A 22803-nucleotide genomic window follows, 5' to 3' on the forward strand; every position below is an offset into this window, starting at 1 on the left:
TCCATGTTTGGTTCCAACGACGACAAGAAGACCCCAGCTGCGGCTGGCGAGAAGAAAAGCCTGTTCGGATGGCTGCGTAAGAAACCGCAGGAACCTGTCGTCGAACAGCAGCCCGCGATTCCTGAACCGGCTCCGACGCCAGCGCCTGCCATAGAAGAAGAGCCGGCGCCGATCGTGCTGCCGATTGCCGAGCCGGTGCTGCAACCGGTCGAACCCGAGCCAGAACCTGAAACCCCGGTGGCGGCCGAGCGGCCACTGACTCCGGCGGCCGAGCCGTGGCTGACCTTGCCGGTGGCGGAAGAGCCGGTGGCCTTGGTCGAAGAGGCCGCGCCGCATGTGACGCCGCCGATTCCGGCGCCTGCCGCGTTCGTCCCTGAAGTCGCTCCGGCGCCAGTGGTTGAGCCGGTTGTCGAGCCTGCACCGGTTGTTCCCGAGCCAGTGGCCCCGGTGTTCGTTGCCCCTGTTGCGCCGGTCGTGCAGCAGCCTGCACTTGCACCGGTGGTGGCGGCTCCGGTGGTGCCGGCAGAAGTGGTTGCTGAAACGCCAGTGGAAGCCCCGCGCAGCGAAGAAACCAAAGTCGGCTTCTTCGCCCGCCTCAAGCAAGGCCTGTCGAAAACCAGCGCCAGCATCGGCGAGGGCATGGCCAGCCTGTTTCTCGGCCGTAAAACCATTGATGACGATTTGCTCGATGAGCTGGAAACCCGTCTGCTGACCGCCGACGTCGGTGTCGAAGCCACCACGCAGATCATCCAGCGCCTGACTCAGAAGGTTGCACGCAAAGAGCTGGCCGACGCCGACGCGCTGTACAAGTCGTTGCAGGCCGAGCTGGCGTCAATGCTCAAGCCGGTCGAGCAGCCGCTGAAAATTGCCTCGCAGAACAAGCCGTTCGTGATTCTGGTGGTCGGCGTCAATGGCGCTGGCAAGACCACCACCATCGGCAAACTGGCGAAGAAGCTGCAACTGGAAGGCAAGAAAGTCATGCTCGCTGCCGGTGACACCTTCCGCGCCGCTGCCGTTGAGCAGCTGCAGGTCTGGGGCGAGCGCAACAAGATCCCGGTGATCGCCCAGCACACCGGCGCCGACTCTGCGTCGGTGATCTTCGACGCCGTGCAGGCCGCCAAGGCCCGTGGCATCGACGTGCTGATCGCCGACACCGCCGGTCGTCTGCACACCAAAGACAACCTGATGGAAGAATTGAAAAAAGTGCGCCGGGTGATCGGCAAGCTCGACGCCGACGCGCCGCACGAAGTGCTGCTGGTGCTCGACGCCGGTACTGGTCAGAACGCGATCAACCAGGCCAAGCAATTCAACCAGACCGTCGAACTGACCGGCCTGGCGCTGACCAAGCTCGACGGTACCGCCAAGGGCGGGGTGATTTTCGCCCTGGCCAAGCAGTTTGGCCTGCCGATCCGCTACATCGGCGTCGGTGAAGGCATCGACGATCTGCGTACCTTTGAAGCCGAACCCTTTGTCCAGGCACTGTTTGCCGAACGGGAGCGTTCATGATTCGTTTCGAACAGGTCGGTAAACGCTACCCGAACGGTCACGTCGGCTTGCATGAGCTGAGCTTTCGAGTCCGTCGTGGCGAGTTTCTGTTTGTCACCGGTCACTCCGGTGCCGGTAAGTCCACGCTGTTGCGCCTGTTGCTGGCGATGGAGCGTCCGACCAGCGGCAAACTGCTGCTGGCCGGGCAGGACCTGAGCACCATCAGCAACGCGCAGATTCCGTTCCTGCGTCGGCAGATCGGCGTGGTGTTCCAGAATCACCAGTTGCTGTTCGATCGCACAGTGTTCAACAACGTCGCGCTGCCGCTGCAGATTCTCGGCTTGTCCAAGGCCGAAATCGCCAAGCGCGTCGATTCGGCGCTGGAGCGCGTGGCGTTGTCGGATAAAACCGATCTGTACCCGGGCGACCTGTCCACCGGTCAGCAACAGCGCGTCGGCATCGCCCGCGCCATCGTCCACCGTCCGGCCCTGCTGCTGGCGGACGAACCGACCGGTAACCTCGACCCGCGTCTGGCGGCCGAGATCATGGGCGTGTTCGAAGACATCAACCGACTGGGCACCAGCGTGCTGATCGCCAGTCACGACCTGGCGCTGATTGCGCGTATGCGGCACCGTATGCTGACCCTGCAACGCGGCCGACTGATCGGCGACGGGGAGGCCGGCGTATGAGTGCGACACGCAGTCCGAAGGTTTCCGAGCGCGTGGCCCCGAAAGCCGCCGACCCGCAACCGCCAAAGAAGAAAAAACACGACGATGACGACGGCCCGGACTTTTCCACCCTGTTGCGTTCGTGGATCGAAAGTCACCGTGCCAGCCTGCTCGACAGCCTGCGGCGCCTCGGCAAGCAGCCGATCGGCAGCTTCTTCACCTGCATGGTGATGGCTGTGGCGCTGAGCCTGCCGATGGGCTTGTCACTGCTGATCAACAACGTCGAGCGTCTCGGCGGTTCGTGGCAGCGTGCGGCGCAGATTTCGCTGTACCTGCAGCTGGATGCCACGCCCGCGCAGGGTGAATCGTTGCGCGAGCAGATCAAAGGCATGCCCGGCGTCGCTGATGCCGAATATGTCGGTCGTGATCAGGCGCTGGAAGAGTTTCAGCAGCAGTCCGGTCTGGGCGAAGCCCTGCGCGAGCTGCCGGAGAACCCGCTGCCGGGCGTGGTGCTGGTGACCCCGAACGAGGTCGACAAGCCGACTCTGGAAGCATTAAGACAAAAACTTTCCGAGCTGCCGAAGGTACAACAGGCGCAACTTGATCTAGTCTGGGTCGAGCGTCTGGCCGCCATCCTCAAGCTCGGTGACCGTTTTGTCTTCGGTCTGACGGTGCTTTTGGTGTCTGCATTACTTTTGGTGATAGGCAATACCATTCGTCTTCATATTGAAAACCGCCGCACAGAGATAGAAGTGATTAAACTCGTCGGCGGCACTGACAGCTATGTACGTCGCCCCTTCCTTTATATGGGCGCGTTGTATGGCTTCGGTGCGGGGGTTCTGTCCTGGGGTGTGCTGGCGTTCGGCCTGAACTGGCTGAACGACGCGGTGGTTGGACTGGCCGGCTTGTACGGCAGTGATTTCGCGCTGGCCGGAGTGCCAGTTGCCGACGGTCTGTCGCTCTTGCTTGGCGCGGTGCTGTTGGGTTATATCGGTGCATGGATTGCAGTCGCACGTCATCTCAGGGAGCTGGCGCCGAAGTAGAATCTTTTTTGCGCGTGATTGACCTTGCGGTTTTTTTGGGAACTTGTACTTGAATTCCCGGTCAATTTTTCGCAGTGCCGAGAGGCACGAGTATGTAAGTGGGAGGTTTTTTCGCATGACCAATTCTTTGCAACCTGCGTACGCGTTGGTTCCGGGTGCGAACCTGGAAGCCTATGTGCACACCGTCAACAGCATTCCATTGCTGACGCCGGAGCAGGAGCGTGAACTGGCCGAGAGTCTCTACTATGAGCAGGATTTGGGGGCGGCTCGGCAGATGGTGCTCGCCCACCTGCGATTTGTCGTACACATTGCCCGTAGCTATTCCGGCTACGGTCTGGCTCAGGCTGACCTGATCCAGGAAGGCAACGTCGGTCTGATGAAGGCGGTAAAACGCTTCAACCCGGAAATGGGTGTGCGTCTGGTGTCGTTCGCCGTGCACTGGATCAAGGCGGAAATTCACGAGTTCATCCTGCGCAACTGGCGCATTGTGAAGGTCGCGACCACCAAGGCCCAGCGCAAGCTGTTCTTCAACCTGCGCAGCCAGAAGAAACGTCTGGCGTGGCTGAACAACGAGGAAGTCCACCGTGTGGCGGAAAGCCTTGGCGTCGAACCACGTGAAGTGCGCGAGATGGAAAGTCGCCTGACTGGCCATGACATGGCCTTCGACCCGGCTGCAGAAGCTGACGACGACAGCGCTTTCCAGTCGCCGGCCAACTACCTGGAAGACCACCGGTACGACCCGGCGCGTCAACTGGAAGATGCCGACTGGAGCGACAACTCCAACCACAACCTGCACGAAGCGCTGGAAGTGCTGGACGAGCGTAGCCGCGACATCCTCTACCAGCGCTGGCTGGCAGAAGAGAAAGCCACGCTGCACGACCTGGCGCAGAAGTACAACGTATCGGCCGAGCGGATCCGTCAGCTCGAGAAGAGCGCGATGAACAAGCTCAAGTTGTCGATCGCCGCCTAACCGGCGCCTCGGCAAACAAAAACGCCCCGATCAGCGATGATCGGGGCGTTTTTATTTCTGTTTCAACACAAATCCCTGTAGGAGTGAGCCTGCTCGCGATAGCGGTCTTCCTGCCACATTTATTGTGACTGACATGACGCTATCGCGAGCAGGCTCACTCCTACAGGGGGCTTCAGCGTTATTCAGCCCAAGGCGCCCGACGCGAATCATCAAGCCCCAGCAGATAGCTGGTCCCGCCCAACTGGCTCATCTGCTGGCGAATCCACCCGGCCCGGCGCGACACATAAGCCGTCGGATGGCTGGCGCTCCACACGCGCGGATTAGGCAGCACCGCCGCCAGATAACTCGCCTGCTGCCGCGACAGTGACTTGGCGCTCACACCAAAGTGATGACGTGCTGCGGCTTCGGCACCAAACACCCCGTCATCCCACTCGACGCTGTTCAGGTAAACCTCAAGAATCCGCTGCTTGGGCCACAACACCTCGATCAGTGCGGTAAACCATGCTTCCAGGCCTTTGCGCAGATAGCTGCGACCGGACCACAGAAACAGGTTCTTCGACACTTGTTGGCTCAAGGTGCTGGCACCGCGAATCGAACCGCCGAGTTCGTTGTGGGCCAGCGCAGCCTGAATCGCGCCGAAGTCAAAACCCCAGTGCTCGGGAAACTTCTGGTCTTCGCCGGCCATGACCGCGACCTTGAGGTCGTCGGAGATTTCGTCCCACGGTTTCCAGGTGCGCTGCAGGTCAATCGGCTCGCCGTCGACCCAGGATTCGATCTTGCGCTCGACCATCAGCGCCGTGCCCGGCGGTGGCACGAAGCGAAACAGCAACACCAGCAATACACTGCCGCCCGCGAACCAGAGCAGGGCCTTCGTGAGACGACGCAAAAGTGAACGCAGCATAGAGATGGCTTGGCTGAACCGATAGAGCGAGCCATTATACAGACCCTGCCGAACGAGTCTGACTGGAGTTCCACATGCTGCGTGGCTTTCTGATGCTGGCCGCTTTCTTTGGTTTTACCGGTGTGGGCCTTGGCGCCTTCGCCGCTCATGGCCTGAAGAGCCGCCTGACCCCCGAGTATCTGGCGATTTTCCACACTGGCGTGACCTATCAATTGGTGCACACCCTGGCGCTGTTCGGTGTGGCGCTGCTGGCCACGCAGATTCAGGGGCGGCTGGTGACCTGGGCTGGTATCTCGTTCGCCGTCGGCATCCTGTTGTTCTCGGGCAGTCTGTATGTGCTGACCACCACCGGCATCAGCAAGCTCGGCATCATCACTCCGTTCGGCGGTCTGGCGTTTCTGGTTGGCTGGCTGTGTCTTGGACTTGCCGCCTGGCGCCTGCAGTAAACCGCTTGACGCTTGGTGCTGACCTTTAGGTCATGATCGGGCTAGAATGCCACCCCCTAAAAATGATGGCGGCCAGGCGCATGCGCATTCAGTTGAACGGCGAATCCCTTGAACTGCCCGACGGTGAAACCGTTGCGGCCCTGATTGCCCGTATGGACCTGACCGGTCGCCGGGTGGCAGTCGAACTCAACCTGGATATCGTCCCGCGCAGCCAGCATGCCGACACCGTGCTCAACGACGGCGACAACGTCGAAGTGGTGCACGCCATCGGCGGCGGCTGATCGCCGGCCCGCAAGGGCACAGAATTCTGCAAGACCCTCACCCCTAAAGAGGATTCCCCATGAGCATCGTTCGCAGCGACAAGCCTTTTGTTCTGGCCGGTCGTACTTACCAGTCGCGTTTGCTGGTTGGTACCGGCAAGTACCGTGACATGGAAGAAACCCGTCAGGCCATCGAAGCCTCGGGTGCCGAGATCGTCACCTTCGCCGTGCGCCGTACCAACCTCGGCCAGATCGAAGGCGAGCCGAACCTGCTCGAAGTGCTGTCGCCCGATCGCTACACCTTCCTGCCGAACACCGCCGGTTGCTACGACGCTATCGAGGCCGTGCGCACCTGCCGCCTGGCCCGTGAGCTGCTCGATGGTCACAACCTGGTGAAGCTGGAAGTGCTGGCCGACCAGAAAACCCTGTTCCCCAACGTGATCGAAACCCTCAAGGCCGCCGAAACGCTGGTCAAGGAAGGCTTCGACGTGATGGTTTACACCAGTGATGACCCGATCATCGCCCGGCAACTGGCGGAAATCGGCTGCATCGCGGTCATGCCGCTGGCCGGTCTGATCGGTTCCGGTCTGGGGATCTGCAACCCGTACAACCTGCAGATCATCCTCGAAGAAGCCAAGATTCCGGTGCTGGTGGATGCCGGTGTCGGTACCGCCTCCGACGCCACCATCGCCATGGAACTGGGCTGTGACGCGGTGCTGATGAACTCGGCCATCGCCCACGCTCAACAACCGGTGATGATGGCCCAAGCCATGCAACACGCGATCGTCGCAGGCCGTCTGGCCTACCTCGCCGGCCGCATGCCGAAAAAACTCTATGCCAGCGCCTCTTCGCCGCTGGATGGTCTGATCAAGTAAGAGCCATTGATGACTGAATCGAACGACACGCCTATCCAGACGGAAGAGGGCGACGAGCGCCAACACCGCCGCATCAAGAGCTTCGTGATGCGCGCCGGGCGCATGACCGAAGGCCAGCAACGGGGTCTGGACCAGGGCGCGCCGCTGTACGTGCTGCCGCTGGCCGACGCGCCGGTGAATTACGATCAAGTGTTCGGCCGTTCGGCACCGCGCTCGCTGGAGATCGGTTTCGGCATGGGCCACTCGCTGTTGGAAATGGCTGCGGCGGCGCCGGATCAGGACTTCATCGGTGTTGAAGTGCACCGTCCGGGTGTCGGCGCGCTGCTCAACGGCGTGCTGACTCAGGGCCTGACCAACCTGCGGGTCTACGATTGCGACGCGATTGAAGTGCTCAACCGCTGCATCGCCGACAACAGCCTCGATCGCCTGATGCTGTTCTTCCCGGACCCGTGGCACAAGAGCCGTCACCACAAGCGTCGCATCGTTCAGGCGTCCTTCGCCGAACTGGTGCGCAGCAAGCTGAAGGTTGGCGGCATCCTGCACATGGCCACCGACTGGGAACCGTACGCCGAGTACATGCTGGAAGTGATGAACGTCGCCCCGGGCTACCGCAACCTCGCCGAAGACGGCAAATGCGTACCACGCCCGGCCGAGCGGCCGATCACCAAGTTCGAACGCCGCGGCGAACGTCTTGGGCATGGCGTGTGGGATCTTAAGTTCGAGAAAATCGCTTAAGCAACATGCAAAACCCAATGTGGGAGCGGGCTTGCTCGCGAAAGCGGTGAATCATTCAACGTTGATGTTGACTGATACGACGCCTTCGCGAGCAAGCCCGCTCCCACAGTTGTTTTGGGTGTTCGAGAAATTACAGGGTAGAGATGAAGCGCACCGGTACATGCTCTGTCAGCCAGACGCCGTTTTCGGCCTGATAGAACTTGAAACCCTGTTCTTCCATCTGCCGTGCGGCGACTTGCAGAATCACCACGGTGCCATAGCGCTGCCCGACGGCCGAAGCGGTGTCGATGTCTTGGGAAAGGTGCACGTGATGGCGTGATCTCGGGATCAGGCCTTGTTCTTTGATTGACTCAAGAAAGCGCGTCGCTGTGCCGTGATACAGCGTTTGCGGTGGCTGTTTCTGCTCGAACTGCAAATCCACGCTTTTCGTTGAGTGGCCCTGAACCGCACGAATCAGTTGGCCGTCCTCGGAAATCGAGAAGCGCTTCTTGTCGCTACTTGTCACGACCGCTTCAATCAGTTCGCGATCCAGTTTGCGACCGTCACGCGCAGCACCGTTGATCAGTTCTTCGATATTTGCCCAGCCTTCAGAGTCCAGCGTCAGACCGATCGCCTGAGGTTCGTGGCGCAATACGAAGCTGAGAAATTTGCTTGTCTCGTCCAACAGTTTTTTGCTCATGAACTTCCCTGTCATTGCGATCAACTGTGGGAGCGGGCTTGCTCGCGAAAGCGGTGAACCATTCAACGTTGATGTTGACTGATATCACGCCTTCGCGAGCAAGCCCGCTCCCACAGTTGTTTTGGGTGTGCTGAAAGATCAGCGGCGGTCAGCGACTACGCCGATAAGCACCAGCACCACCAGCAACACCGGCGCCAGGCTGTAGTTGTTGAACTGGCTCAGGCCCTTGACCACCCACGGCGTCGCATAGATCAGCGCGGCGCCGCTGCCGATCACGCACAGCAGGGCCATCAGCGGTACGCGCAGGGCGCCGGCGATGCTGCCCAGACGCTGCTCGACCCAGCCCTTGAAGTCGGCGCCGAACAGCACCAGCAGGCAGCCCACCAGCGCCAGGGCGATTTCCGAGAGGTTGCTGCGGCTCCAGCGGGACACGGTGGCGAGCAGATCGAGTATCAAATCCATGCGGTTTTCCTTGGGGCGGCCGTTAGGGCTCAGCTCAGAAATTTCTGCAGCAAGTCGTTGAGAAACAGTTGTCCGCGCTCGGTGGCCGCCAGACGTGACGGTTCGACCTGCATCAGGCCACTTTGTTCGGCCTGGCGGCGGTGTTCGGCGAGACTTTCCAGCGGCAGGCCGGTGCGTTCGGGATACAGGCGTGATTCCACCCCGGCAGTCAGGCGCAGGGCGTTCATCAGGAACTCGAACGGCATCTCGTCATTGCTCAGGGCTTTCTCGCCGGCCTGGAAACTCTTGGCTGGGTTGAGATAGTCCTTCGGCAGGCGTGTCTTCCAGGTGCGGACGATGCGCCCGTCCGGATGACTGAGCTTGCCGTGGGCGCCAGCACCGATGCCGATGAAGTCGCCGAAACTCCAGTAATTGAGGTTGTGCCGCGCCGGCCGCCCGGGCTGGGCATAGGCCGAGACTTCGTATTGCGCGTAACCGTGCGCGGCCAGCAGCGCTTGTCCGGCTTCCTGAATGTCCCACAGCGTGTCGTCTTCCGGCAGCACCGGCGGCTGGTTCCAGAACACCGTGTTCGGCTCCAGCGTCAGCTGATACCAGGAGATGTGCGTCGGTTGCAGTTCGATGGCCTGACGCAGGTCGCTCAAGGCATCGTCCAGCGACTGATCCGGCAAGCCGTGCATCAAGTCGAGGTTGAAGTTATCGAAGCCGGCCTGGCGCGCCATTCCCGCCGCTCGTACCGCTTCGTCACCGTTATGGATGCGCCCGAGGGCTTCGAGTTTCTGCTGCTGGAAGCTCTGAATGCCGATCGACAGGCGATTGATCCCGAGCTTGCGATACGCAACGAACTTCTCTTGCTCGAAGGTGCCGGGATTGGCTTCCAGGGTGATCTCGATGTCGTGGGCGAACGGGATGCGCTGCTCGACGCCTTTGAGCAAGCGCCCGAGGGCTTGCGCGCTGAACAGGCTCGGCGTACCGCCACCGAAGAAGATCGAACTGATTTCACGGCCATACACCGCGTGCAGGTCCTGATCGAGATCGGCCAGCAACGCGTCGACGTATTCCTCTTCCGGCAGCACCGGGCTGGCGGTGTGCGAGTTGAAATCGCAATACGGGCATTTGCGCACACACCACGGAATGTGGATGTACAGCGCCAGAGGCGGTAGCGTAGGCAGCGGCGCCCGAGGCGAAGAGGCGGCGCCGCCGATGATCAGCGACGACGCGGGGTGGCTGTCGGTCATTTCAGGCCCAGACGCTGGCGCAGCAGATCCATTGCACGGGCGCGGTGGCTGATCTGGTTCTTGTCGGCCGGGCTCAGTTCGGCGCTGGACACGTTTCGCTCCGGCACCCAGAACAGCGGGTCGTAGCCGAAACCGTGCTCGCCGCTGGCGGCGGTCAGGATGCGCCCGTGCCACAGGCCTTCGCAGAGGATCGGCAGCGGATCATCGGCATGCCGCACCAGTGCCAGCACGCAGACGAACTGCGCGCCGCGCTCGGCTTGCGGCACGTCTTTGAGGGCGTCGAGCAGTTTGGCGTTGTTCGCCGCATCGCCCTTGCCATCGGCATAGCGCGCCGAGTAGATGCCCGGTGCACCGCCGAGGAAATCCACCGCCAGACCGGAATCGTCGGCCAGCGCCGGCAGGCCGGAGATGCGCGCGGCATTGCGCGCCTTGAGGATCGCGTTCTCGACGAACGACAGACCGGTTTCCTCCGGTTCGACCTTGCTCCATTCGCCGATCGAGCGCAGTTGCACCGAGTCGCCGAGCATGGCCTGGAGTTCCTTGAGTTTGCCGGCGTTATGGCTGGCCAGTACGAGTTGCGTGAGGTTCATCATTCGCCGGGAAAGAGTTCTTGGTTAAAGTTGATGGTGTTGATCTTGTCACCGTTCTGCACCTTGATTTCAAAGGTGCGGGTTTCCTGCTGCTCCACCGGGTACTGGGCGATGTAGTAGATCGCGCCCTGTTCGGTGACCTGGCGGAAGTTCAGCGGCACGCTCTGGCTGGTCAGGTCTTTGACCGTGCCGGTGACGTTGGCGATCAGCGGTTTGCCGTCCTTGATCACCGAGACATTGATCACGCCCTGGTTCTTGCTGCGGATCAGCTCGGCTGCTTTGGCGATGTCGGGTGTCAGGAAGGTCGAGTTGAAAGTGTTGTAGTGCACGGTAACGTCGCCGAACACTTCCTTGCGTTCGCCCTTGATGGCATCGGCGGCCACCGCCGACAGACTCAGGCAGGCGGCCAATAGCACAGTAATCAAGCGACCCATGATCGTTCTCCTCGAAATGTCGTGGTTCAGACCGCGACCCGATGATCTGCAAGCACCGGGCTGCTGACGCGGTAGATACCAATCTCACCTAACAGATTAGGCCATAGCTTACTGGCCCACCCGTGGCGGTGCTGTTGATCCACGGCAAGCCGATCAATGACCTTCGCGTCACGTTCGCGACAAAGTTCTTCAAAGTCTTCGAAGGTGCAGAAGTGAATGTTCGGCGTGTTGTACCAGGTGTACGGCAGAAATTCCGACACCGGCATCCGGCCCTTGCTTGCCAGATACCAGCGGCAGCGCCAGTGCCCGAAGTTGGGGAAGGTGATGATGCACTGACGACCGACCCGCAGCATCTCGTCGAGGATCTTGTCCGGGTAGTGCACGGCTTGCAGGGCCTGGGTCATGACGACGATGTCGAAACTGTTGCTGGCGAAGTTGCCCAGCCCCTTGTCCAGGTCCTGCTCGATGACGTTGATGCCCTTGGCCACGCACTCGGCGATGTTGTCGGCGTCGTTTTCCAGGCCATAACCGGTGACGTTCTTGTTGTCGCGCAGCCAGGTCAGCAACTCGCCGTCGCCGCAACCGAGGTCGAGCACGCGGCTGCCAGCGGGGATCCATTCCTGGATGATTTCCAGATCAGCTCTCATGGCTTGTTCACACCGTAATTCGGTTCATGTAATTGCCGAACGCCTGCAAATAGCGCGGGATCGGAATCAGGAAGGCGTCGTGGCCCTGAGGTGCATCGATTTCCAGATAGCTGACGTCTTTGCGTGCCGCCATCAGCGCGTCCACCAGCTCCCGCGAGCGGGCCGGGGAGAAGCGCCAGTCGGTGGTGAACGACATCACGCAGAACTTGGCGGTGGCGTTTTCGAAAGTTTTCGCCAGGTTATCGTCGAAGTTCGCCGCCGGATCGAAGTAGTCCAGCGCCTTGGTCATCAACAGATAGGTGTTGGCATCGAAACGTCCGGAGAATTCTTCGCCCTGATAGCGCAGGTAGCTCTCGACCTGGAACTCGACGCTATGGAAGTCGTAGTTGAGCTTTTCACTCTTCAGGCCACGGCCGAATTTCTCGCCCATCGAGTCGTCGGACAGGTAGGTGATGTGTCCGACCATTCGCGCGAGCATCAGCCCGCGTTTGGGGATCACGCCCGCTTCCTGGAACGAACCACCGTGGAATTCCGGGTCGGTGAGGATCGCCTGACGCGCGACTTCGTTGAAGGCGATGTTCTGCGCCGACAGTTTGGGCGCCGAGGCGATGGCCAGGCAGTGGCGCACGCGATCCGGGTAGGTGATGGTCCACTGCAGCGCCTGCATGCCGCCGAGGCTGCCGCCGATCACGGCGGCGAATTGACGAATGCCGAGCAGGTCAGCCAGACGCGCCTGACTGTGCACCCAGTCTTCGACGGTGAGCACCGGGAAGTCGGCGCCGAACGGCTTGCCGGTCTCCGGGTTGATACTGCTCGGGCCGGTGGAGCCGTTGCAGCCGCCCAGATTGTTCAGGCTGACCACGAAGAACTTGTTGGTGTCGATCGGTTTGCCGGGGCCGATGCAACTGTCCCACCAACCGGGCTTGCGGTCGTCGGGGCTGTGATAGCCGGCGGCATGGTGGTGCCCGGACAACGCGTGGCAGATCAGCACGGCGTTGCTCGCCTGTGCGTTCAGCGTGCCGTAGGTTTCGTAGATCAGGTCGTAGGCAGGCAGCGAACGGCCACAGGCCAGGGCCAGAGGTTCACTGAAGTGCGCCGTTTGCGGCGTCACCAGACCAACAGAATCGGGGGGAAAGGCAGCTGGCATCGACCCTGCTCTCGTTGAAATGAGGCGTAAGTCTAAAGACCGGGGGGGTTAGCGGCAAGCAACGTTGGGGCCTGTTTGTTCGCTTTGGACCGAGGTGCGGCCATTCGCGAACAAGCCCGCTCCCACAGGGGAATGCGATCTCCTGTGGGAGCGGGCTTGCTCGCGAATGGAGCGACTCGGTGGATCAGGCCGGACGCAGCAGATCAGGCAACTCCGGCAGCTTCTTCGGTGCACGGATCTTCACCCGTTTCTGCCGGTTCAACTCGCCGCTGAGCAAACTGACCTGGCTTTTGGAAACCCCAAACGCCTTGGCCAGAAAGCCCATCAGATACGCATTGGCCTTGCCCTCGACCGGCGGCGCGGTGAGGCGGACCTTCAGGCGGTCACCGTGCAGCCCGGCGAAATCATCGCTGCGGGCTGCCGGTTGCAGATGACATTCGAGGATCAAGTCGTCCCCGTCCCAGCGAAACCAGCTCACATCAACAGGCGCAGGATTTCCGGCATCATGGTCATCGCCGCCAGATTGTTGATCACCAGCATGTCGATCAGCTTCAGCGCCAAGAAGGCGAAAATCGGCGACAGGTCCAGACCGCCGAGGTTCGGCAGAATCTTGCGGAACGGTGCCAGCGCCGGCTCGCAGATCTGGTTCACCAGTTCAGCGCCCGGGTTGTGGCTGCCCGGGGCGACCCACGACAGGATCACGCTGATGATCAGGGCGAAGAAGAAGATCTTCAGGAACAGCGCGGTCACGCCGATGATCGACCAGATGAACAGTTGCAGCGGGTTGCCGGTGGTGCCGTAGGTCAGCAGCAGGGTCAGGGCCATCAGGGCCAGTTGCACCAGAATCGCCAGCACCAGCGACGACATGTCGAGGCCGAAGATGCTCGGGATGATCCGGCGCAGCGGCTTGAGCAGCGGCTGGGTAGCCTTGACCACGAACTGGCACAGCGGGTTGTAGAAGTTCGCGCGCACCAGTTGCAGGACGAAGCGCAACAGCACGATCAGCAGGTACAGACTGCCGAGGGTTTGCAGCACGTAAACCGCTGCGGTGTTCAATCCAATCATGTAAGGCTCCTTATTTGCCCAGTTGTTCGGCCATTTCGGCCGAGCGGTGCGCGGCGGCGCCGAGTGCTTTTTCTACCAGGGCTTCGAAGCCGTTAGCCTGGAATGATTTGATTGCGGCCTCTGTGGTGCCGTTTGGCGAGGTCACGCGGCGGCGCAGTTCGGCAGCGTCGACATCGCTGGATACCGCCATGTGCGCGGCGCCCAGAGCCGTTTGCAGGGTCAGTTGCTCGGCGATTTCCTTTGGCAGGCCGAGTTTGACGCCAGCGGCGGTCATCGCTTCGATCAGCAAGAAGAAGTACGCCGGGCCGGAACCGGAGACGGCGGTCACCGCATCGAGTTGCTGTTCTTCGTTCAGCCACAGCGCGATGCCGACGGCGGACAGCAGCTCTTCAGCCTGCTGACGCTGTTCGGCGGTCACTTCGCTGGTGGCGTACAGGCCGCTGACGCCCTGACGCAGCAGTGCCGGGGTGTTCGGCATGCAGCGCACGATCGGCTGCTCGCCGAGCCATGCGGTCATGCTCGCGCAAGTGATGCCGGCGGCGATCGACACCACCAGTTGCTGCGGTTTCAGACTTGGGCGGATGGCTTCGCACACGGCTTTCATCGCCTGTGGCTTGACCGCCAGTACGATCACGTCGACGCCGTCGATGGCCTGGGCGTTGTCGGCGAAGGTTTCGATGCCGTGTTCGGCGCCGACGCGTTGGCGGGTCTCTTCGCCCGGATCGCTGGCGCGAATCTGGCTGGCTTGCAGCCCCTTGGCCCGCAGGCCGCCGATCAGGCTGGCGGCCATGTTGCCGGCACCGATAAAGGCAATGCGTGTGTTGCTCATGTCAGGTCCTTTTTCAGATGGCTGTCGGTCATTGCTGACCGTAATCTCTGGCGCCAAACAGCGCGGTACCGATCCGCACCCAGGTGGCGCCTTGGGCGATAGCCGACTCGAGGTCGTGGCTCATACCCATGGAAAGTGTGTCGAGCGGCAGATTCAGGCTGGCCTGCAAACGTTGCACGGCAGCAAAAGCGGCATCTTGTTCGGCGCGATCTTCGGTCGGCTCGGGAATCGCCATCAGCCCGCGCAGTTTCAATCGGGGCAGGGCGCTGATGGCCTCGGCCAGCGCCGGCAGGTCGGCCGGGGTGCAGCCGGACTTGCTGGCTTCGCCGCTGACATTGACCTGAATGCAGATGTTCAGCGGCGGCAGCTCGGCCGGGCGCTGTTCGGACAGGCGTTGGGCGATTTTCAGGCGATCCACGGAGTGCACCCAGTCGAAATGCTCGGCGATGGCGCGAGTCTTGTTCGATTGAATGGGGCCGATGAAGTGCCAGATCAAGGGCAGGTCGGCCAGTTCGAGCTGTTTGCCCAGGGCTTCCTGCAGATAGTTCTCGCCAAAGTCACGCAGGCCGGCGGCGTAGGCTTCACGCAGGTCCTGCGCCGGTTTGGTCTTGCTCACGGCCAGCAACTGGATGCTGTGTTCATCGCGGTTTGCAGCTTTGGCCGCTGCCTGGATACGCGAACTAACCTGAAGAATGTTGTCTGCTATCGTGGACATCAAGAGGCGCCGGCGGTCTGAAGGTTCGCGGCATTCTACTGGAATTGAGGGACGCTATGGATATCACTGAACTGCTGGCGTTCAGCGCCAAACAGGGCGCTTCCGACCTGCACTTGTCGGCGGGTCTGCCGCCGATGATCCGCGTCGATGGCGATGTGCGGCGGATCAATCTGCCGGCGCTGGATCACAAGCAAGTGCACGAATTGATCTACGACATCATGAACGACACCCAGCGGGTCGACTTCGAGAAACACCTGGAAACGGATTTCTCGTTCGAAGTCCCCGGCGTAGCGCGCTTTCGGGTCAACGCGTTCAACCAGAACCGGGGCGCCGGCGCGGTGTTCCGCACCATTCCCTCGAAAGTGCTGAGCATGGAAGACCTCGGCATGGGCGACGTCTTTCGCAAGATCACCGATGCGCCGCGCGGGCTGGTGCTGGTGACCGGGCCGACCGGGTCCGGCAAATCGACCACGCTGGCGGCGATGATCGATTACCTCAATACCCATCGCCATCACCACATTCTCACCATCGAAGACCCGATCGAGTTCGTCCACGAATCGCGCAAATGCCTGATCAATCAGCGCGAAGTCCATCGCGATACCCGCAGCTTCGCCACCGCGTTGCGTTCGGCGCTGCGCGAAGACCCGGACGTGATTCTGGTGGGCGAGATGCGCGATCTGGAAACCATTCGCCTCGCACTGACTGCTGCTGAAACCGGGCATCTGGTATTCGGCACGCTGCACACGACGTCAGCCGCCAAGACCATCGACCGTGTTGTCGATGTGTTCCCCGGCGACGAGAAGTCCATGGTCCGTTCGATGCTGTCGGAGTCGTTGCTGGCCGTGGTGTCGCAGACGCTGATCAAGAAGATCGGCGGCGGACGGGTGGCCGCGCACGAGATCATGCTGGGAACGTCGGCGATCCGGAACCTGATCCGCGAGGACAAGGTGGCGCAGATGTATTCGGCGATTCAGACCGGAGGGTCGTTGGGGATGCAGACACTCGACATGTGCCTGAAGGAACTGGTGACCAAGGGCTTGATCAGCCGCGAGCATGCGCGGGAAAAGGCGCGTACGCCGGATAATTTTTAAGAGAGGCTTGTGTTGCTTTCACTGGCCTCTTCGCGAGCAAGCCCGCTCCCACATTGGAATGCATTTCCATGTGGGAGCGGGCTTGCTCGCGAAGGGGTCAGTACTGCTTGAGCAGATTCCGGATCAGTCGACTCAGCGCTGAACCACACGCATCTGTTTGCCAGCCGGTTCTTTCGGCAGCACACGCTTGGCAACCACGTAATGCTGTTCCCAGTAAGGCTTGTTCAGCGTATCGATGCTCACCGCTTTGCCACGACGTGGGGCGTGGATGAAGCGGTCGTTGCCCAGGTAGATGGCAACGTGGTTGACCCGACGACTCTTGATGTTGAAGAAAATCAGGTCGCCCGGCTTCAGATCCTTGCGTTCGACTTTCTCGCCATGCCCGCTGGCCATCGCGTTGGAAGTGCGTGGCAGGTCGAACGTGGCGTCGTTGAACGCATATTTCACCAGCCCGCTGCAGTCGAAGCCTTTACTTGGGCTGCTGCCGCCCCAACGGTAGGGAGTACCGAGGACGTTCACCGCACGGCTCAGGACGTTGCTGCTTTCCTTGTTGGCCATCGGTGGCACCAGCTTGCCGTGATTCTTGCTGGCGAGCGTGGTGTGTTTCGTTTGTTTGCTGCTCTTGCTCGAAGGAGCCGAAGCATGGGATTTAGGGGTGAAACCGTTAACGTTGGGAAGACGTTGCTCACGATTGGTGGCGTGGGCGGCCAGTGGCATTAATAGGCAAATAGTTAGCCATGTCTTGAAAAATGGTCGCATTAGGCGTGGCTCTTATGTGTTAGCGCGCAACTTTATAACAGCTTTTTTGTCCCTTCCGAGGCCGTTGGTCGATTCCATCGGAGGGCAACGGAACCAAACAAGCGGCAAACGGACGCAATTGTCGGACAGAAGTCCGGTGCTATAAGGCTTTGACGGACGACACGGTAACATTTGCCGTACGTCGGCTACATGTAAAAAAGTCACAAAGAATTAAAGAAAATTTATCTATCGTGTGAATCGAGGTCTTCATGAACCGCTATCAGCAGGTCGCTGCACCGCAGGATACGCACAGCAAAATCATCGGTTATCTGCTGTGGATTTTTGGTTTCACCGGCGCTCACCGCTTCTATTACGGCAAGCCCGTGACCGGGACGATCTGGTTCTTCACCTTCGGTCTGCTGGGCATTGGCTGGCTGATCGACGTGTTCCTGATCCCGGCAATGGATCGCGAGGCGGATCTGCGTTTCACCGCAGGGCCGATCGAATACAACGTGGCGTGGATTCTGCTGACGTTCCTGGGCGTGTTCGGCGTGCACCGGATGTACCAGGGCAAGTGGATCAGCGGGTTGCTGTATCTGCTGACCGGCGGGTTGTTCTTTATTGGTGTGCTGTATGACTTCTGGACCCTGAATGATCAGGTTTCGGTGCGCAACGCGCAGAATCGCGGCGCTTTTCAGTAAGCCTTCGCGAGCAAGCCCGCTCCCACATTAGATCTCCAGTGAACACAGAGTTTGTGTCGATCGGCGATCCAGTGTGGGAGCGGGCTTGCTCGCGAATACAGTCAGCGCGGTATCACGCCTGGTGACTGATCCGCCCATCCACCAAGGTGTAACGCACCACACCCGGCAGGGTGTGCCCAAGGAACGGGCAATTCTCGCCCTTCGACAGCCAGCCTTCGCCGGCCACGGTGGACGCCTTCGGGTCGAACAGCACGATATCCGCCGCACCGCCCACCGCCAGTTTGCCCGCCGGCAGACGCAGCGCGTCCGCAGGCCCGGCAGTCAGGCGCGCCAGCAGGGTCGGCAGATCCAGCAAACCATCCTCAACCAGCGTCATCGCCAGCGGCAGCAGCAACTCCACACTGCTGATGCCCGGTTCGGTCGCACCGAACGGTGCCAGTTTGGCGTCGCGTTCATGCGGCTGGTGATGGCTGGAGATCGCCGAAATCACCCCGGACTTCACCGCTTCACGCAGGCCGTCGCGGTCGGCGCGGGTGCGCAGCGGCGGTTGCACGTGATACAGGCTGCTGAAGTCGATCAGCGCTTCATCGGTGAGGATCAACTGATACAGAGCGACATCGGCGGTGACCTTCAAACCACGGGCCTGCGCCTGAGCGATCAGGGCCACGCCGCGCGCGCTGGTCAGTTGGCTGAAGTGCGCGCGCACGCCGGTCTGCTCGACCAGCAGCAGATCGCGGGCCAAAGCCACGGTTTCCGCGGTTTCCGGAATCCCCGGCAGGCCGAGGAAACTGGCGACCGCGCCTTCATGGGCCAGACCGCCATCGGCCAGATCGTGATCTTGTGAATTGAAAATCACTGTCAGGTCGAAGGTCGCCGCGTATTCCAATGCCCGGCACAGGGTGCGGGTGTTGCGGAAACTCTCCAGACCATTGCCGAACGCCACACACCCGGCGTCGCGCAGCGCCACCAGCTCTGCAAGCTGTTCGCCGTCCAGCCCTTTGCTCAGCGCGCCGATCGGGAACACCTTGGTGTTGCCGGCTTCGCGGGCGCGGTCGAGGATCAGTTCGGCCACGGCCGAGGTGTCGAGCACCGGTTTGGTCTTCGGCGGGCAGCACAGACTGGTCACGCCGCCGGCCGCTGCGGCGCGGGTTTCGCTGGCGATCGTGCCTTTGCGGCTGTAGCCCGGCTCGCGCAGGGCCACGTTCAGGTCGACCAAACCGGGTGCTGCAACCAGACCGTTGGCGTCGATGGTTTCCACAGCGGTGAAACCGGCCGGTGCGGCGCCGAGGGCGACGATCTTGCAGGCTTCAACGTGAATGTCGGTGATTTGATCCAGGCCGCTGCTTGGATCGATGACGCGGGCGCCGAGAATGCTGAGCTTCACTGGGCGTTCTCCTGCTCGAATTGACGTTGCGCTGTTTGCCCGCTCATGGCCATCGACAGCACGGCCATGCGGATGGCGATGCCGTAGGTGACTTGATTGAGGATCACCGAGTGCGGGCCGTCGGCCACCGCGGACTCAATCTCTACCCCACGGTTGATCGGCCCCGGGTGCATGACGATGCAATCGGGTTTGGCCCCGGCCAGACGCGCGGTGGTCAGGCCGAACAGGCGGTAGAACTCGCCTTCGCTCGGCAGCAGGCCGCCGGTCATGCGCTCACGCTGCAGGCGCAGCATGATCACCACGTCGACGTCCTTCAGGCCTTCGTTCATGTCGGTGTAGACCTTGACGCCGTACTGCTCGATGCCGATCGGCAGCAGGGTCTTCGGCGCGATCACGCGGATGTCAGGGCAGCCGAGGGTCTTCAGGGCCAACATGTTCGAGCGCGCCACCCGCGAGTGCAGGATGTCGCCGACGATCGCCACCGAGAGGTTTTCGAAACCGCCCTTGTGCCGACGGATGGTGAGCATGTCGAGCATGCCCTGGGTCGGGTGTGCGTGCCGGCCGTCGCCGCCGTTGATGATCGCCACCTGCGGGCAGACGTGTTCGGCGATGAAGTGTGCGGCGCCGGAGTCACCGTGGCGCACGACGAACATGTCGGCGGCCATCGCTTCGAGGTTGCGCAGGGTGTCGAGCAGGGTTTCACCTTTGCTGGCCGACGAGGTCGACACGTTCAGGGTGATCACGTCCGCCGACAGCCGCTGGGCCGCCAGTTCGAAGGTGGTGCGGGTGCGCGTGGAGTTTTCGAAGAACACGTTGCACACGGTCTTGCCGCGCAGCAACGGGACCTTCTTCACCGCCCGGGCACCGACTTCGAGGAACGAGTCGGCAGTGTCGAGGATTTCCGTCAGCAACTCGCGGCGCAGGCCGTCGAGCGAGAGGAAGTGGCGCAGCTGGCCCTGATCATTGAGCTGCAGCGGGCGCTTGGTATCTAGAGGCGTCATCGCGAGGGGGACTCTCAATAAGGGCGGGTTAGGAATTCAGGTCTTGCAGTTCGAGCGTCAGCGGCTCCGGGCCGGACAGCTTGACCCGCTCATTGGCGGCCAGCGACAGGGTCGCACCCACCACGTTCGGGCGGATCGGCAGCTCGCCGGCGTCCAGGTCGAGCAAGCAGACCAGGGTCACGCTGGCCGGGCGGCCGTAGTCGAACAGTTCGTTCATGGCGGCGCGGATGGTCCGGCCGCTCATCAATACGTCATCGATCAGCACCAGATGCTGGCCTTCGATCTCGAAGGGCAGGGCCGAGGGGCGCACTTGCGGGTGCAGGCCGTTCTGGCTGAAGTCGTCGCGGTAGAAGGAAACATCCAGCGTGCCCAACGGTGCGTCGCTGGCCAATTCCTTGAGCAGGGCCTGTGCGACCCAGATGCCGCCGGTACGGATGCCGATGTAACGCGGTTCGCTGATATCACGCTGTGCAAGGTGCGCCTTGAGGCGGGTCGCCATCTGGCTGATCAGATCGGCGGGATTGGGCAGGCTCATGGTTGCTCCTTCGTGATTCCGAGCCGCGTCCTGCCGGACGTGGCTGGGTTTATAACCAAAAGAAAAGCGCCGAAGCGCTTGTCAGGATTCAAACAATGCAGTGTTTTCATCGAGCCAGCCCTGTAGCAGCAGAGCGGCGGCGATGGCATCCACCGGGTTGTCGCGGTAACTGCCTTTCTGCCCGCCGCGCACCAGTCGTTCACCCTTGGCTTCAAAGGTGGTCAGGCGTTCGTCGTGGGTATAGAAGGGCACATTGAAACGGCCATTGAGACGGCGGGCGAATTTCTCCGCGCGCAGGCACATCTCGCTGGGCGTGCCGTCCATGTTCAGCGGCAGGCCGACCACCACGGCGTCGGGTTTCCATTCCTTGAACAGCGCTTCGACCTGATTCCAGTCGGGCACGCCGTTCTGCGCTTTCAGGGTGCACAGCTCGCGGGCCTGGCCGGTAATCACCTGGCCGACCGCAACGCCGATCTGTTTGGTGCCGTAGTCGAAGCCGAGAATCAGGCGCAGGGCCATCAGGCGTGCCCCGCCTGACTGGTCAGCAGGCTGAGGTTGATCCCCAGATGCCGTGCCGCCGCTTCCAGACGCAGCTCGCTGCTGGTATTGAACAGGATGTCGGCGTCGTACGGGCAGGTCAGCCAGGCGTTGTCGGCCAGCTCAGCCTCCAGTTGCCCGGCTTCCCAACCGGCGTAACCGAGGGCGATCACGCTTTTCGCCGGGCCTACGCCGTCGGCGATGGCGAACAGCACGTCCTGCGAGGTGGACAGCGCCAGATCACCGTCCAGCTCGACGGTGGCCTGAAAGGTCTTGCCCGAAGGGTGCAGGACGAAACCGCGATCGGTCTGCACCGGGCCACCAATGAAGATCGGCACATGCTGGCACAGCGCTGGCGGATCGATGTCCGGGCGCAATTGCTCGAGGATGTCAGCCAGATTCAGCTCTTGCGGTCGATTGACCACCAGCCCCATGGCGCCATTGGCCGTGTGCTCGACGATGTAGGTCAAGGTGTGGGCAAAGTTCGGGTCGGCCATGTGCGGCATGGCGATCAGGAAGTGATGCTTGAGGTAGCTGGGGCTGACGTTTTTCATGAGCGATAGTGTGGCGTCGTAGGGGCAAACTGACAAGCTGACGATCAGAGAACAACGCAGATCAAAGGGTGGGAGCGGGCTTGCTCGCGAAGAGGGCGTGTCAGGCAAAGTCAATGTAGCTGACCCACCGCATTCGCGAGCAAGCCCGCTCCCACAGGGGTTTTGCGGTGTTCTTAATTGCTCGAAAGCTTGTCGCCCCGGGCAAATTTCCAGGTGCGGATGATTTCCAGTCGGTCGATATCCGACAGATCGCCGGTAAACGGTGCAAACGGTGCCGCCAGCCGGACGATGCGCTGCGCCGCCTGATCCAGCAGCGGCTGGCCGGAGGACTCGAGCACCAGCACTTCATACAGCGAGCCATCGCGGTTGATCGAGACCATCAGCCGCAGGTTGCCGTAAATCTGCTTGCGCCGCGCTTCTTCCGGGTAATTGAGGTTGCCGATGCGCTCGACCTTCTTGCGCCAGTCATCCTTGTACCAGGCGCCCTTGTCGCGCATGGTCGAGGCCGCGCTCAAGCGGTGAATGCGCGGGCGTTTGGCGTACAGCTGTTGTTCGTTGGCCAGTTCCGCTTCGAGGCTGGCGATGTCGCTGGATAGCTGCGAGCTGTCGAACGTCGGCGCGTTGACCGCAGGTTTGGTCTCGGTCTTGGTTTCTTCTTTCTTGGTCGGCGCCTTTTGCTGTTTCGGCGCCACCGTGGTCACTGCAGCCTTGGGTGCTGCTTCGCGCACTTCCGGTTTGGCGGCCGGGGGCGGGGTGACCTTCTTGACCTGATTGTCCTGGAACGGCGCGACCTCGGTGGTCTTGGGAATCGCCTTCTTGTCGAGGGTGCCGCTGCCTTCCTGGTTTTCCTGAGCGAGGAAATCAGCCTTTTTCGGCTTGGTTTCGCTCTTGAAGGTGGCGAGGGTGATTTCCAGGGTTTTGCTGATCTGCTTGGGTTCGACCATGGTAAAGCCGACCCCGAGCAGCAGCGCCAAATGAATCAGCGCCGCGAGAAACAGGGTAAATCCGAGGCGATCGGCCGGGCGCACGCCACGGTGGGCGAGTTCTGCGGGCAGATCGGACGGGAGGGTCATGAC

Annotated in this window: 29 protein-coding genes; 10 read left to right on the plus strand and 19 right to left on the minus strand. The window is 61.5% G+C overall.

Annotated features, from left to right (window positions below; genetic code table 11):
• The first annotated feature begins 3 nt into the window (after positions 1-3).
• The 4 genes from ftsY (at position 4) to rpoH (ending at position 4166) form a co-directional block, all read left to right on the plus strand.
• Entirely contained in the window at positions 4-1506 is a 1503-nt protein-coding gene (gene ftsY, locus V3W27_RS02815) for a signal recognition particle-docking protein FtsY (RefSeq protein WP_330205867.1), read from the plus strand.
• Entirely contained in the window at positions 1503-2174 is a 672-nt protein-coding gene (gene ftsE / locus V3W27_RS02820) for a cell division ATP-binding protein FtsE (protein ID WP_003229148.1), read from the plus strand. The genes ftsY and ftsE overlap by 4 nt, the downstream gene beginning before the upstream one ends.
• Positions 2171-3196 carry a permease-like cell division protein FtsX gene (gene ftsX / locus V3W27_RS02825; protein WP_007964135.1) on the plus strand — a complete coding sequence of 342 codons (1026 nt, stop codon included), beginning with the start codon at positions 2171-2173 and terminating at the stop codon, positions 3194-3196. Before ftsE ends, ftsX begins: the two co-directional genes overlap by 4 nt.
• A 115-nt stretch (positions 3197-3311) precedes the next feature.
• Complete coding sequence (gene rpoH / locus V3W27_RS02830; protein ID WP_003229146.1) at positions 3312-4166, plus strand: RNA polymerase sigma factor RpoH; 855 nt, start codon at positions 3312-3314, stop codon at positions 4164-4166.
• 178 nt (positions 4167-4344) lie between these two features.
• On the opposite strand, the gene mtgA is transcribed toward rpoH, so the two are convergent.
• The gene (gene mtgA / locus V3W27_RS02835; protein WP_134784878.1) at positions 4345-5067 is read right to left on the minus strand and encodes a monofunctional biosynthetic peptidoglycan transglycosylase; all 723 of its coding nucleotides are present in this window, start codon (positions 5065-5067) and stop codon (positions 4345-4347) included.
• A gap of 74 nt (positions 5068-5141) precedes the next feature.
• Between mtgA and V3W27_RS02840 the strand changes: the two genes are divergently transcribed.
• The 4 genes from V3W27_RS02840 to trmB all read left to right on the plus strand — a co-directional run bounded on the left by V3W27_RS02840 (position 5142) and on the right by trmB (position 7383).
• Positions 5142-5513: a DUF423 domain-containing protein gene (locus V3W27_RS02840; RefSeq protein ID WP_003229144.1), complete on the plus strand. Its 372-nt coding sequence runs from the start codon at positions 5142-5144 to the stop codon at positions 5511-5513.
• A gap of 80 nt (positions 5514-5593) precedes the next feature.
• The gene (gene thiS / locus V3W27_RS02845) at positions 5594-5794 is read left to right on the plus strand and encodes a sulfur carrier protein ThiS (protein ID WP_027610571.1); all 201 of its coding nucleotides are present in this window, start codon (positions 5594-5596) and stop codon (positions 5792-5794) included.
• Between the two features lie 59 nt (positions 5795-5853).
• Positions 5854-6648: a thiazole synthase gene (locus V3W27_RS02850; RefSeq protein WP_007964131.1), complete on the plus strand. Its 795-nt coding sequence runs from the start codon at positions 5854-5856 to the stop codon at positions 6646-6648.
• A 9-nt stretch (positions 6649-6657) separates the two neighbouring features.
• Positions 6658-7383 (plus strand): tRNA (guanosine(46)-N7)-methyltransferase TrmB, encoded by a 726-nt coding sequence (gene trmB / locus V3W27_RS02855; protein WP_330205868.1) that lies wholly within the window; start codon positions 6658-6660, stop codon positions 7381-7383.
• Positions 7384-7513: 130 nt separating this feature from the next.
• On the opposite strand, the gene V3W27_RS02865 is transcribed toward trmB, so the two are convergent.
• The 11 genes from V3W27_RS02865 to V3W27_RS02915 all read right to left on the minus strand — a co-directional run bounded on the left by V3W27_RS02865 (position 7514) and on the right by V3W27_RS02915 (position 15186).
• The gene (locus V3W27_RS02865) at positions 7514-8062 is read right to left on the minus strand and encodes an RNA 2'-phosphotransferase (RefSeq protein ID WP_330205869.1); all 549 of its coding nucleotides are present in this window, start codon (positions 8060-8062) and stop codon (positions 7514-7516) included.
• A gap of 138 nt (positions 8063-8200) precedes the next feature.
• The gene (locus tag V3W27_RS02870; protein ID WP_003229134.1) at positions 8201-8524 is read right to left on the minus strand and encodes a DUF3392 domain-containing protein; all 324 of its coding nucleotides are present in this window, start codon (positions 8522-8524) and stop codon (positions 8201-8203) included.
• 29 nt (positions 8525-8553) lie between these two features.
• Positions 8554-9759 (minus strand): radical SAM family heme chaperone HemW, encoded by a 1206-nt coding sequence (hemW, locus tag V3W27_RS02875; RefSeq protein ID WP_330205870.1) that lies wholly within the window; start codon positions 9757-9759, stop codon positions 8554-8556.
• A complete protein-coding gene (gene rdgB / locus V3W27_RS02880) occupies positions 9756-10352 on the minus strand; it encodes an RdgB/HAM1 family non-canonical purine NTP pyrophosphatase (RefSeq protein ID WP_330205871.1) in 597 nt (198 codons plus the stop codon). The genes hemW and rdgB overlap by 4 nt, the downstream gene beginning before the upstream one ends.
• Positions 10349-10783, minus strand: coding sequence for a DUF4426 domain-containing protein (locus V3W27_RS02885; protein WP_027610575.1), 435 nt, complete (start codon positions 10781-10783; stop codon positions 10349-10351). Before V3W27_RS02885 ends, rdgB begins: the two co-directional genes overlap by 4 nt.
• A 26-nt stretch (positions 10784-10809) precedes the next feature.
• On the minus strand, positions 10810-11430 hold the full coding sequence (gene metW, locus V3W27_RS02890) for a methionine biosynthesis protein MetW (protein WP_003229126.1): 621 nt from the start codon (positions 11428-11430) through the stop codon (positions 10810-10812).
• 7 nt (positions 11431-11437) lie between these two features.
• Positions 11438-12577 carry a homoserine O-succinyltransferase MetX gene (gene metX / locus V3W27_RS02895; RefSeq protein WP_003229124.1) on the minus strand — a complete coding sequence of 380 codons (1140 nt, stop codon included), beginning with the start codon at positions 12575-12577 and terminating at the stop codon, positions 11438-11440.
• A gap of 184 nt (positions 12578-12761) precedes the next feature.
• The gene (locus tag V3W27_RS02900) at positions 12762-13055 is read right to left on the minus strand and encodes a DUF167 domain-containing protein (RefSeq protein ID WP_330205872.1); all 294 of its coding nucleotides are present in this window, start codon (positions 13053-13055) and stop codon (positions 12762-12764) included.
• Positions 13052-13642, minus strand: a complete 591-nt coding sequence (locus V3W27_RS02905; protein WP_027610578.1) for a YggT family protein — start codon at positions 13640-13642, stop codon at positions 13052-13054. Before V3W27_RS02905 ends, V3W27_RS02900 begins: the two co-directional genes overlap by 4 nt.
• Positions 13643-13652: 10 nt before the next feature.
• Positions 13653-14471 (minus strand): pyrroline-5-carboxylate reductase, encoded by an 819-nt coding sequence (gene proC, locus V3W27_RS02910; protein ID WP_183784819.1) that lies wholly within the window; start codon positions 14469-14471, stop codon positions 13653-13655.
• A gap of 28 nt (positions 14472-14499) precedes the next feature.
• Positions 14500-15186, minus strand: a complete 687-nt coding sequence (locus tag V3W27_RS02915) for a YggS family pyridoxal phosphate-dependent enzyme (protein ID WP_003229116.1) — start codon at positions 15184-15186, stop codon at positions 14500-14502.
• 56 nt (positions 15187-15242) lie between these two features.
• On the opposite strand from V3W27_RS02915, the gene V3W27_RS02920 reads away from it, so the two are divergent.
• The gene (locus V3W27_RS02920) at positions 15243-16277 is read left to right on the plus strand and encodes a type IV pilus twitching motility protein PilT (RefSeq protein ID WP_003229114.1); all 1035 of its coding nucleotides are present in this window, start codon (positions 15243-15245) and stop codon (positions 16275-16277) included.
• 132 nt (positions 16278-16409) lie between these two features.
• Here V3W27_RS02920 and V3W27_RS02925 read toward each other — a convergent pair whose 3' ends face one another.
• A complete protein-coding gene (locus tag V3W27_RS02925) occupies positions 16410-17036 on the minus strand; it encodes a C40 family peptidase (protein ID WP_003229112.1) in 627 nt (208 codons plus the stop codon).
• Between the two features lie 248 nt (positions 17037-17284).
• Here V3W27_RS02925 and V3W27_RS02930 point away from each other — a divergent pair, with 248 nt between their 5' ends.
• Positions 17285-17716: an NINE protein gene (locus V3W27_RS02930; protein WP_007964113.1), complete on the plus strand. Its 432-nt coding sequence runs from the start codon at positions 17285-17287 to the stop codon at positions 17714-17716.
• 112 nt (positions 17717-17828) lie between these two features.
• On the opposite strand, the gene V3W27_RS02935 is transcribed toward V3W27_RS02930, so the two are convergent.
• From V3W27_RS02935 to V3W27_RS02960, 6 genes are all read right to left on the minus strand, one after another.
• On the minus strand, positions 17829-19100 hold the full coding sequence (locus tag V3W27_RS02935) for a dihydroorotase (protein ID WP_330205873.1): 1272 nt from the start codon (positions 19098-19100) through the stop codon (positions 17829-17831).
• Positions 19097-20101: an aspartate carbamoyltransferase catalytic subunit gene (locus V3W27_RS02940; protein WP_003229107.1), complete on the minus strand. Its 1005-nt coding sequence runs from the start codon at positions 20099-20101 to the stop codon at positions 19097-19099. The genes V3W27_RS02935 and V3W27_RS02940 overlap by 4 nt, the downstream gene beginning before the upstream one ends.
• 28 nt (positions 20102-20129) lie before the next feature.
• A complete protein-coding gene (pyrR, locus tag V3W27_RS02945; protein WP_027610583.1) occupies positions 20130-20636 on the minus strand; it encodes a bifunctional pyr operon transcriptional regulator/uracil phosphoribosyltransferase PyrR in 507 nt (168 codons plus the stop codon).
• Positions 20637-20717: 81 nt separating this feature from the next.
• Positions 20718-21155, minus strand: coding sequence for a Holliday junction resolvase RuvX (ruvX, locus tag V3W27_RS02950; protein ID WP_003229101.1), 438 nt, complete (start codon positions 21153-21155; stop codon positions 20718-20720).
• The gene (locus tag V3W27_RS02955) at positions 21155-21727 is read right to left on the minus strand and encodes a YqgE/AlgH family protein (RefSeq protein WP_007964108.1); all 573 of its coding nucleotides are present in this window, start codon (positions 21725-21727) and stop codon (positions 21155-21157) included. The genes ruvX and V3W27_RS02955 overlap by 1 nt, the downstream gene beginning before the upstream one ends.
• A gap of 173 nt (positions 21728-21900) precedes the next feature.
• Positions 21901-22800 carry an energy transducer TonB gene (locus V3W27_RS02960; protein ID WP_007964106.1) on the minus strand — a complete coding sequence of 300 codons (900 nt, stop codon included), beginning with the start codon at positions 22798-22800 and terminating at the stop codon, positions 21901-21903.
• Between the last annotated feature and the right edge of the window lie 3 nt (positions 22801-22803).

The sequence above is a fragment of the Pseudomonas sp. AM14(2022) genome, assembly GCF_036346455.1.
In the GTDB taxonomy this organism is placed as follows: domain Bacteria; phylum Pseudomonadota; class Gammaproteobacteria; order Pseudomonadales; family Pseudomonadaceae; genus Aquipseudomonas; species Aquipseudomonas putida_A.

Coding starts and splice junctions, on each gene's coding strand:
- ftsY (WP_330205867.1), top strand. CDS start 4: ATGTTTGGTTCCAACGACGACAAGAAGACCCCAGCTGCGGCTGGCGAG.
- ftsE (WP_003229148.1), top strand. CDS start 1,503: ATGATTCGTTTCGAACAGGTCGGTAAACGCTACCCGAACGGTCACGTC.
- ftsX (WP_007964135.1), top strand. CDS start 2,171: ATGAGTGCGACACGCAGTCCGAAGGTTTCCGAGCGCGTGGCCCCGAAA.
- rpoH (WP_003229146.1), top strand. CDS start 3,312: ATGACCAATTCTTTGCAACCTGCGTACGCGTTGGTTCCGGGTGCGAAC.
- mtgA (WP_134784878.1), bottom strand. CDS start 5,067: ATGCTGCGTTCACTTTTGCGTCGTCTCACGAAGGCCCTGCTCTGGTTC.
- V3W27_RS02840 (WP_003229144.1), top strand. CDS start 5,142: ATGCTGCGTGGCTTTCTGATGCTGGCCGCTTTCTTTGGTTTTACCGGT.
- thiS (WP_027610571.1), top strand. CDS start 5,594: ATGCGCATTCAGTTGAACGGCGAATCCCTTGAACTGCCCGACGGTGAA.
- V3W27_RS02850 (WP_007964131.1), top strand. CDS start 5,854: ATGAGCATCGTTCGCAGCGACAAGCCTTTTGTTCTGGCCGGTCGTACT.
- trmB (WP_330205868.1), top strand. CDS start 6,658: ATGACTGAATCGAACGACACGCCTATCCAGACGGAAGAGGGCGACGAG.
- V3W27_RS02865 (WP_330205869.1), bottom strand. CDS start 8,062: ATGAGCAAAAAACTGTTGGACGAGACAAGCAAATTTCTCAGCTTCGTA.
- V3W27_RS02870 (WP_003229134.1), bottom strand. CDS start 8,524: ATGGATTTGATACTCGATCTGCTCGCCACCGTGTCCCGCTGGAGCCGC.
- hemW (WP_330205870.1), bottom strand. CDS start 9,759: ATGACCGACAGCCACCCCGCGTCGTCGCTGATCATCGGCGGCGCCGCC.
- rdgB (WP_330205871.1), bottom strand. CDS start 10,352: ATGATGAACCTCACGCAACTCGTACTGGCCAGCCATAACGCCGGCAAA.
- V3W27_RS02885 (WP_027610575.1), bottom strand. CDS start 10,783: ATGGGTCGCTTGATTACTGTGCTATTGGCCGCCTGCCTGAGTCTGTCG.
- metW (WP_003229126.1), bottom strand. CDS start 11,430: ATGAGAGCTGATCTGGAAATCATCCAGGAATGGATCCCCGCTGGCAGC.
- metX (WP_003229124.1), bottom strand. CDS start 12,577: ATGCCAGCTGCCTTTCCCCCCGATTCTGTTGGTCTGGTGACGCCGCAA.
- V3W27_RS02905 (WP_027610578.1), bottom strand. CDS start 13,642: ATGATTGGATTGAACACCGCAGCGGTTTACGTGCTGCAAACCCTCGGC.
- proC (WP_183784819.1), bottom strand. CDS start 14,471: ATGAGCAACACACGCATTGCCTTTATCGGTGCCGGCAACATGGCCGCC.
- V3W27_RS02915 (WP_003229116.1), bottom strand. CDS start 15,186: ATGTCCACGATAGCAGACAACATTCTTCAGGTTAGTTCGCGTATCCAG.
- V3W27_RS02920 (WP_003229114.1), top strand. CDS start 15,243: ATGGATATCACTGAACTGCTGGCGTTCAGCGCCAAACAGGGCGCTTCC.
- V3W27_RS02925 (WP_003229112.1), bottom strand. CDS start 17,036: ATGCGACCATTTTTCAAGACATGGCTAACTATTTGCCTATTAATGCCA.
- V3W27_RS02930 (WP_007964113.1), top strand. CDS start 17,285: ATGAACCGCTATCAGCAGGTCGCTGCACCGCAGGATACGCACAGCAAA.
- V3W27_RS02940 (WP_003229107.1), bottom strand. CDS start 20,101: ATGACGCCTCTAGATACCAAGCGCCCGCTGCAGCTCAATGATCAGGGC.
- pyrR (WP_027610583.1), bottom strand. CDS start 20,636: ATGAGCCTGCCCAATCCCGCCGATCTGATCAGCCAGATGGCGACCCGC.
- ruvX (WP_003229101.1), bottom strand. CDS start 21,155: ATGGCCCTGCGCCTGATTCTCGGCTTCGACTACGGCACCAAACAGATC.
- V3W27_RS02955 (WP_007964108.1), bottom strand. CDS start 21,727: ATGAAAAACGTCAGCCCCAGCTACCTCAAGCATCACTTCCTGATCGCC.
- V3W27_RS02960 (WP_007964106.1), bottom strand. CDS start 22,800: ATGACCCTCCCGTCCGATCTGCCCGCAGAACTCGCCCACCGTGGCGTG.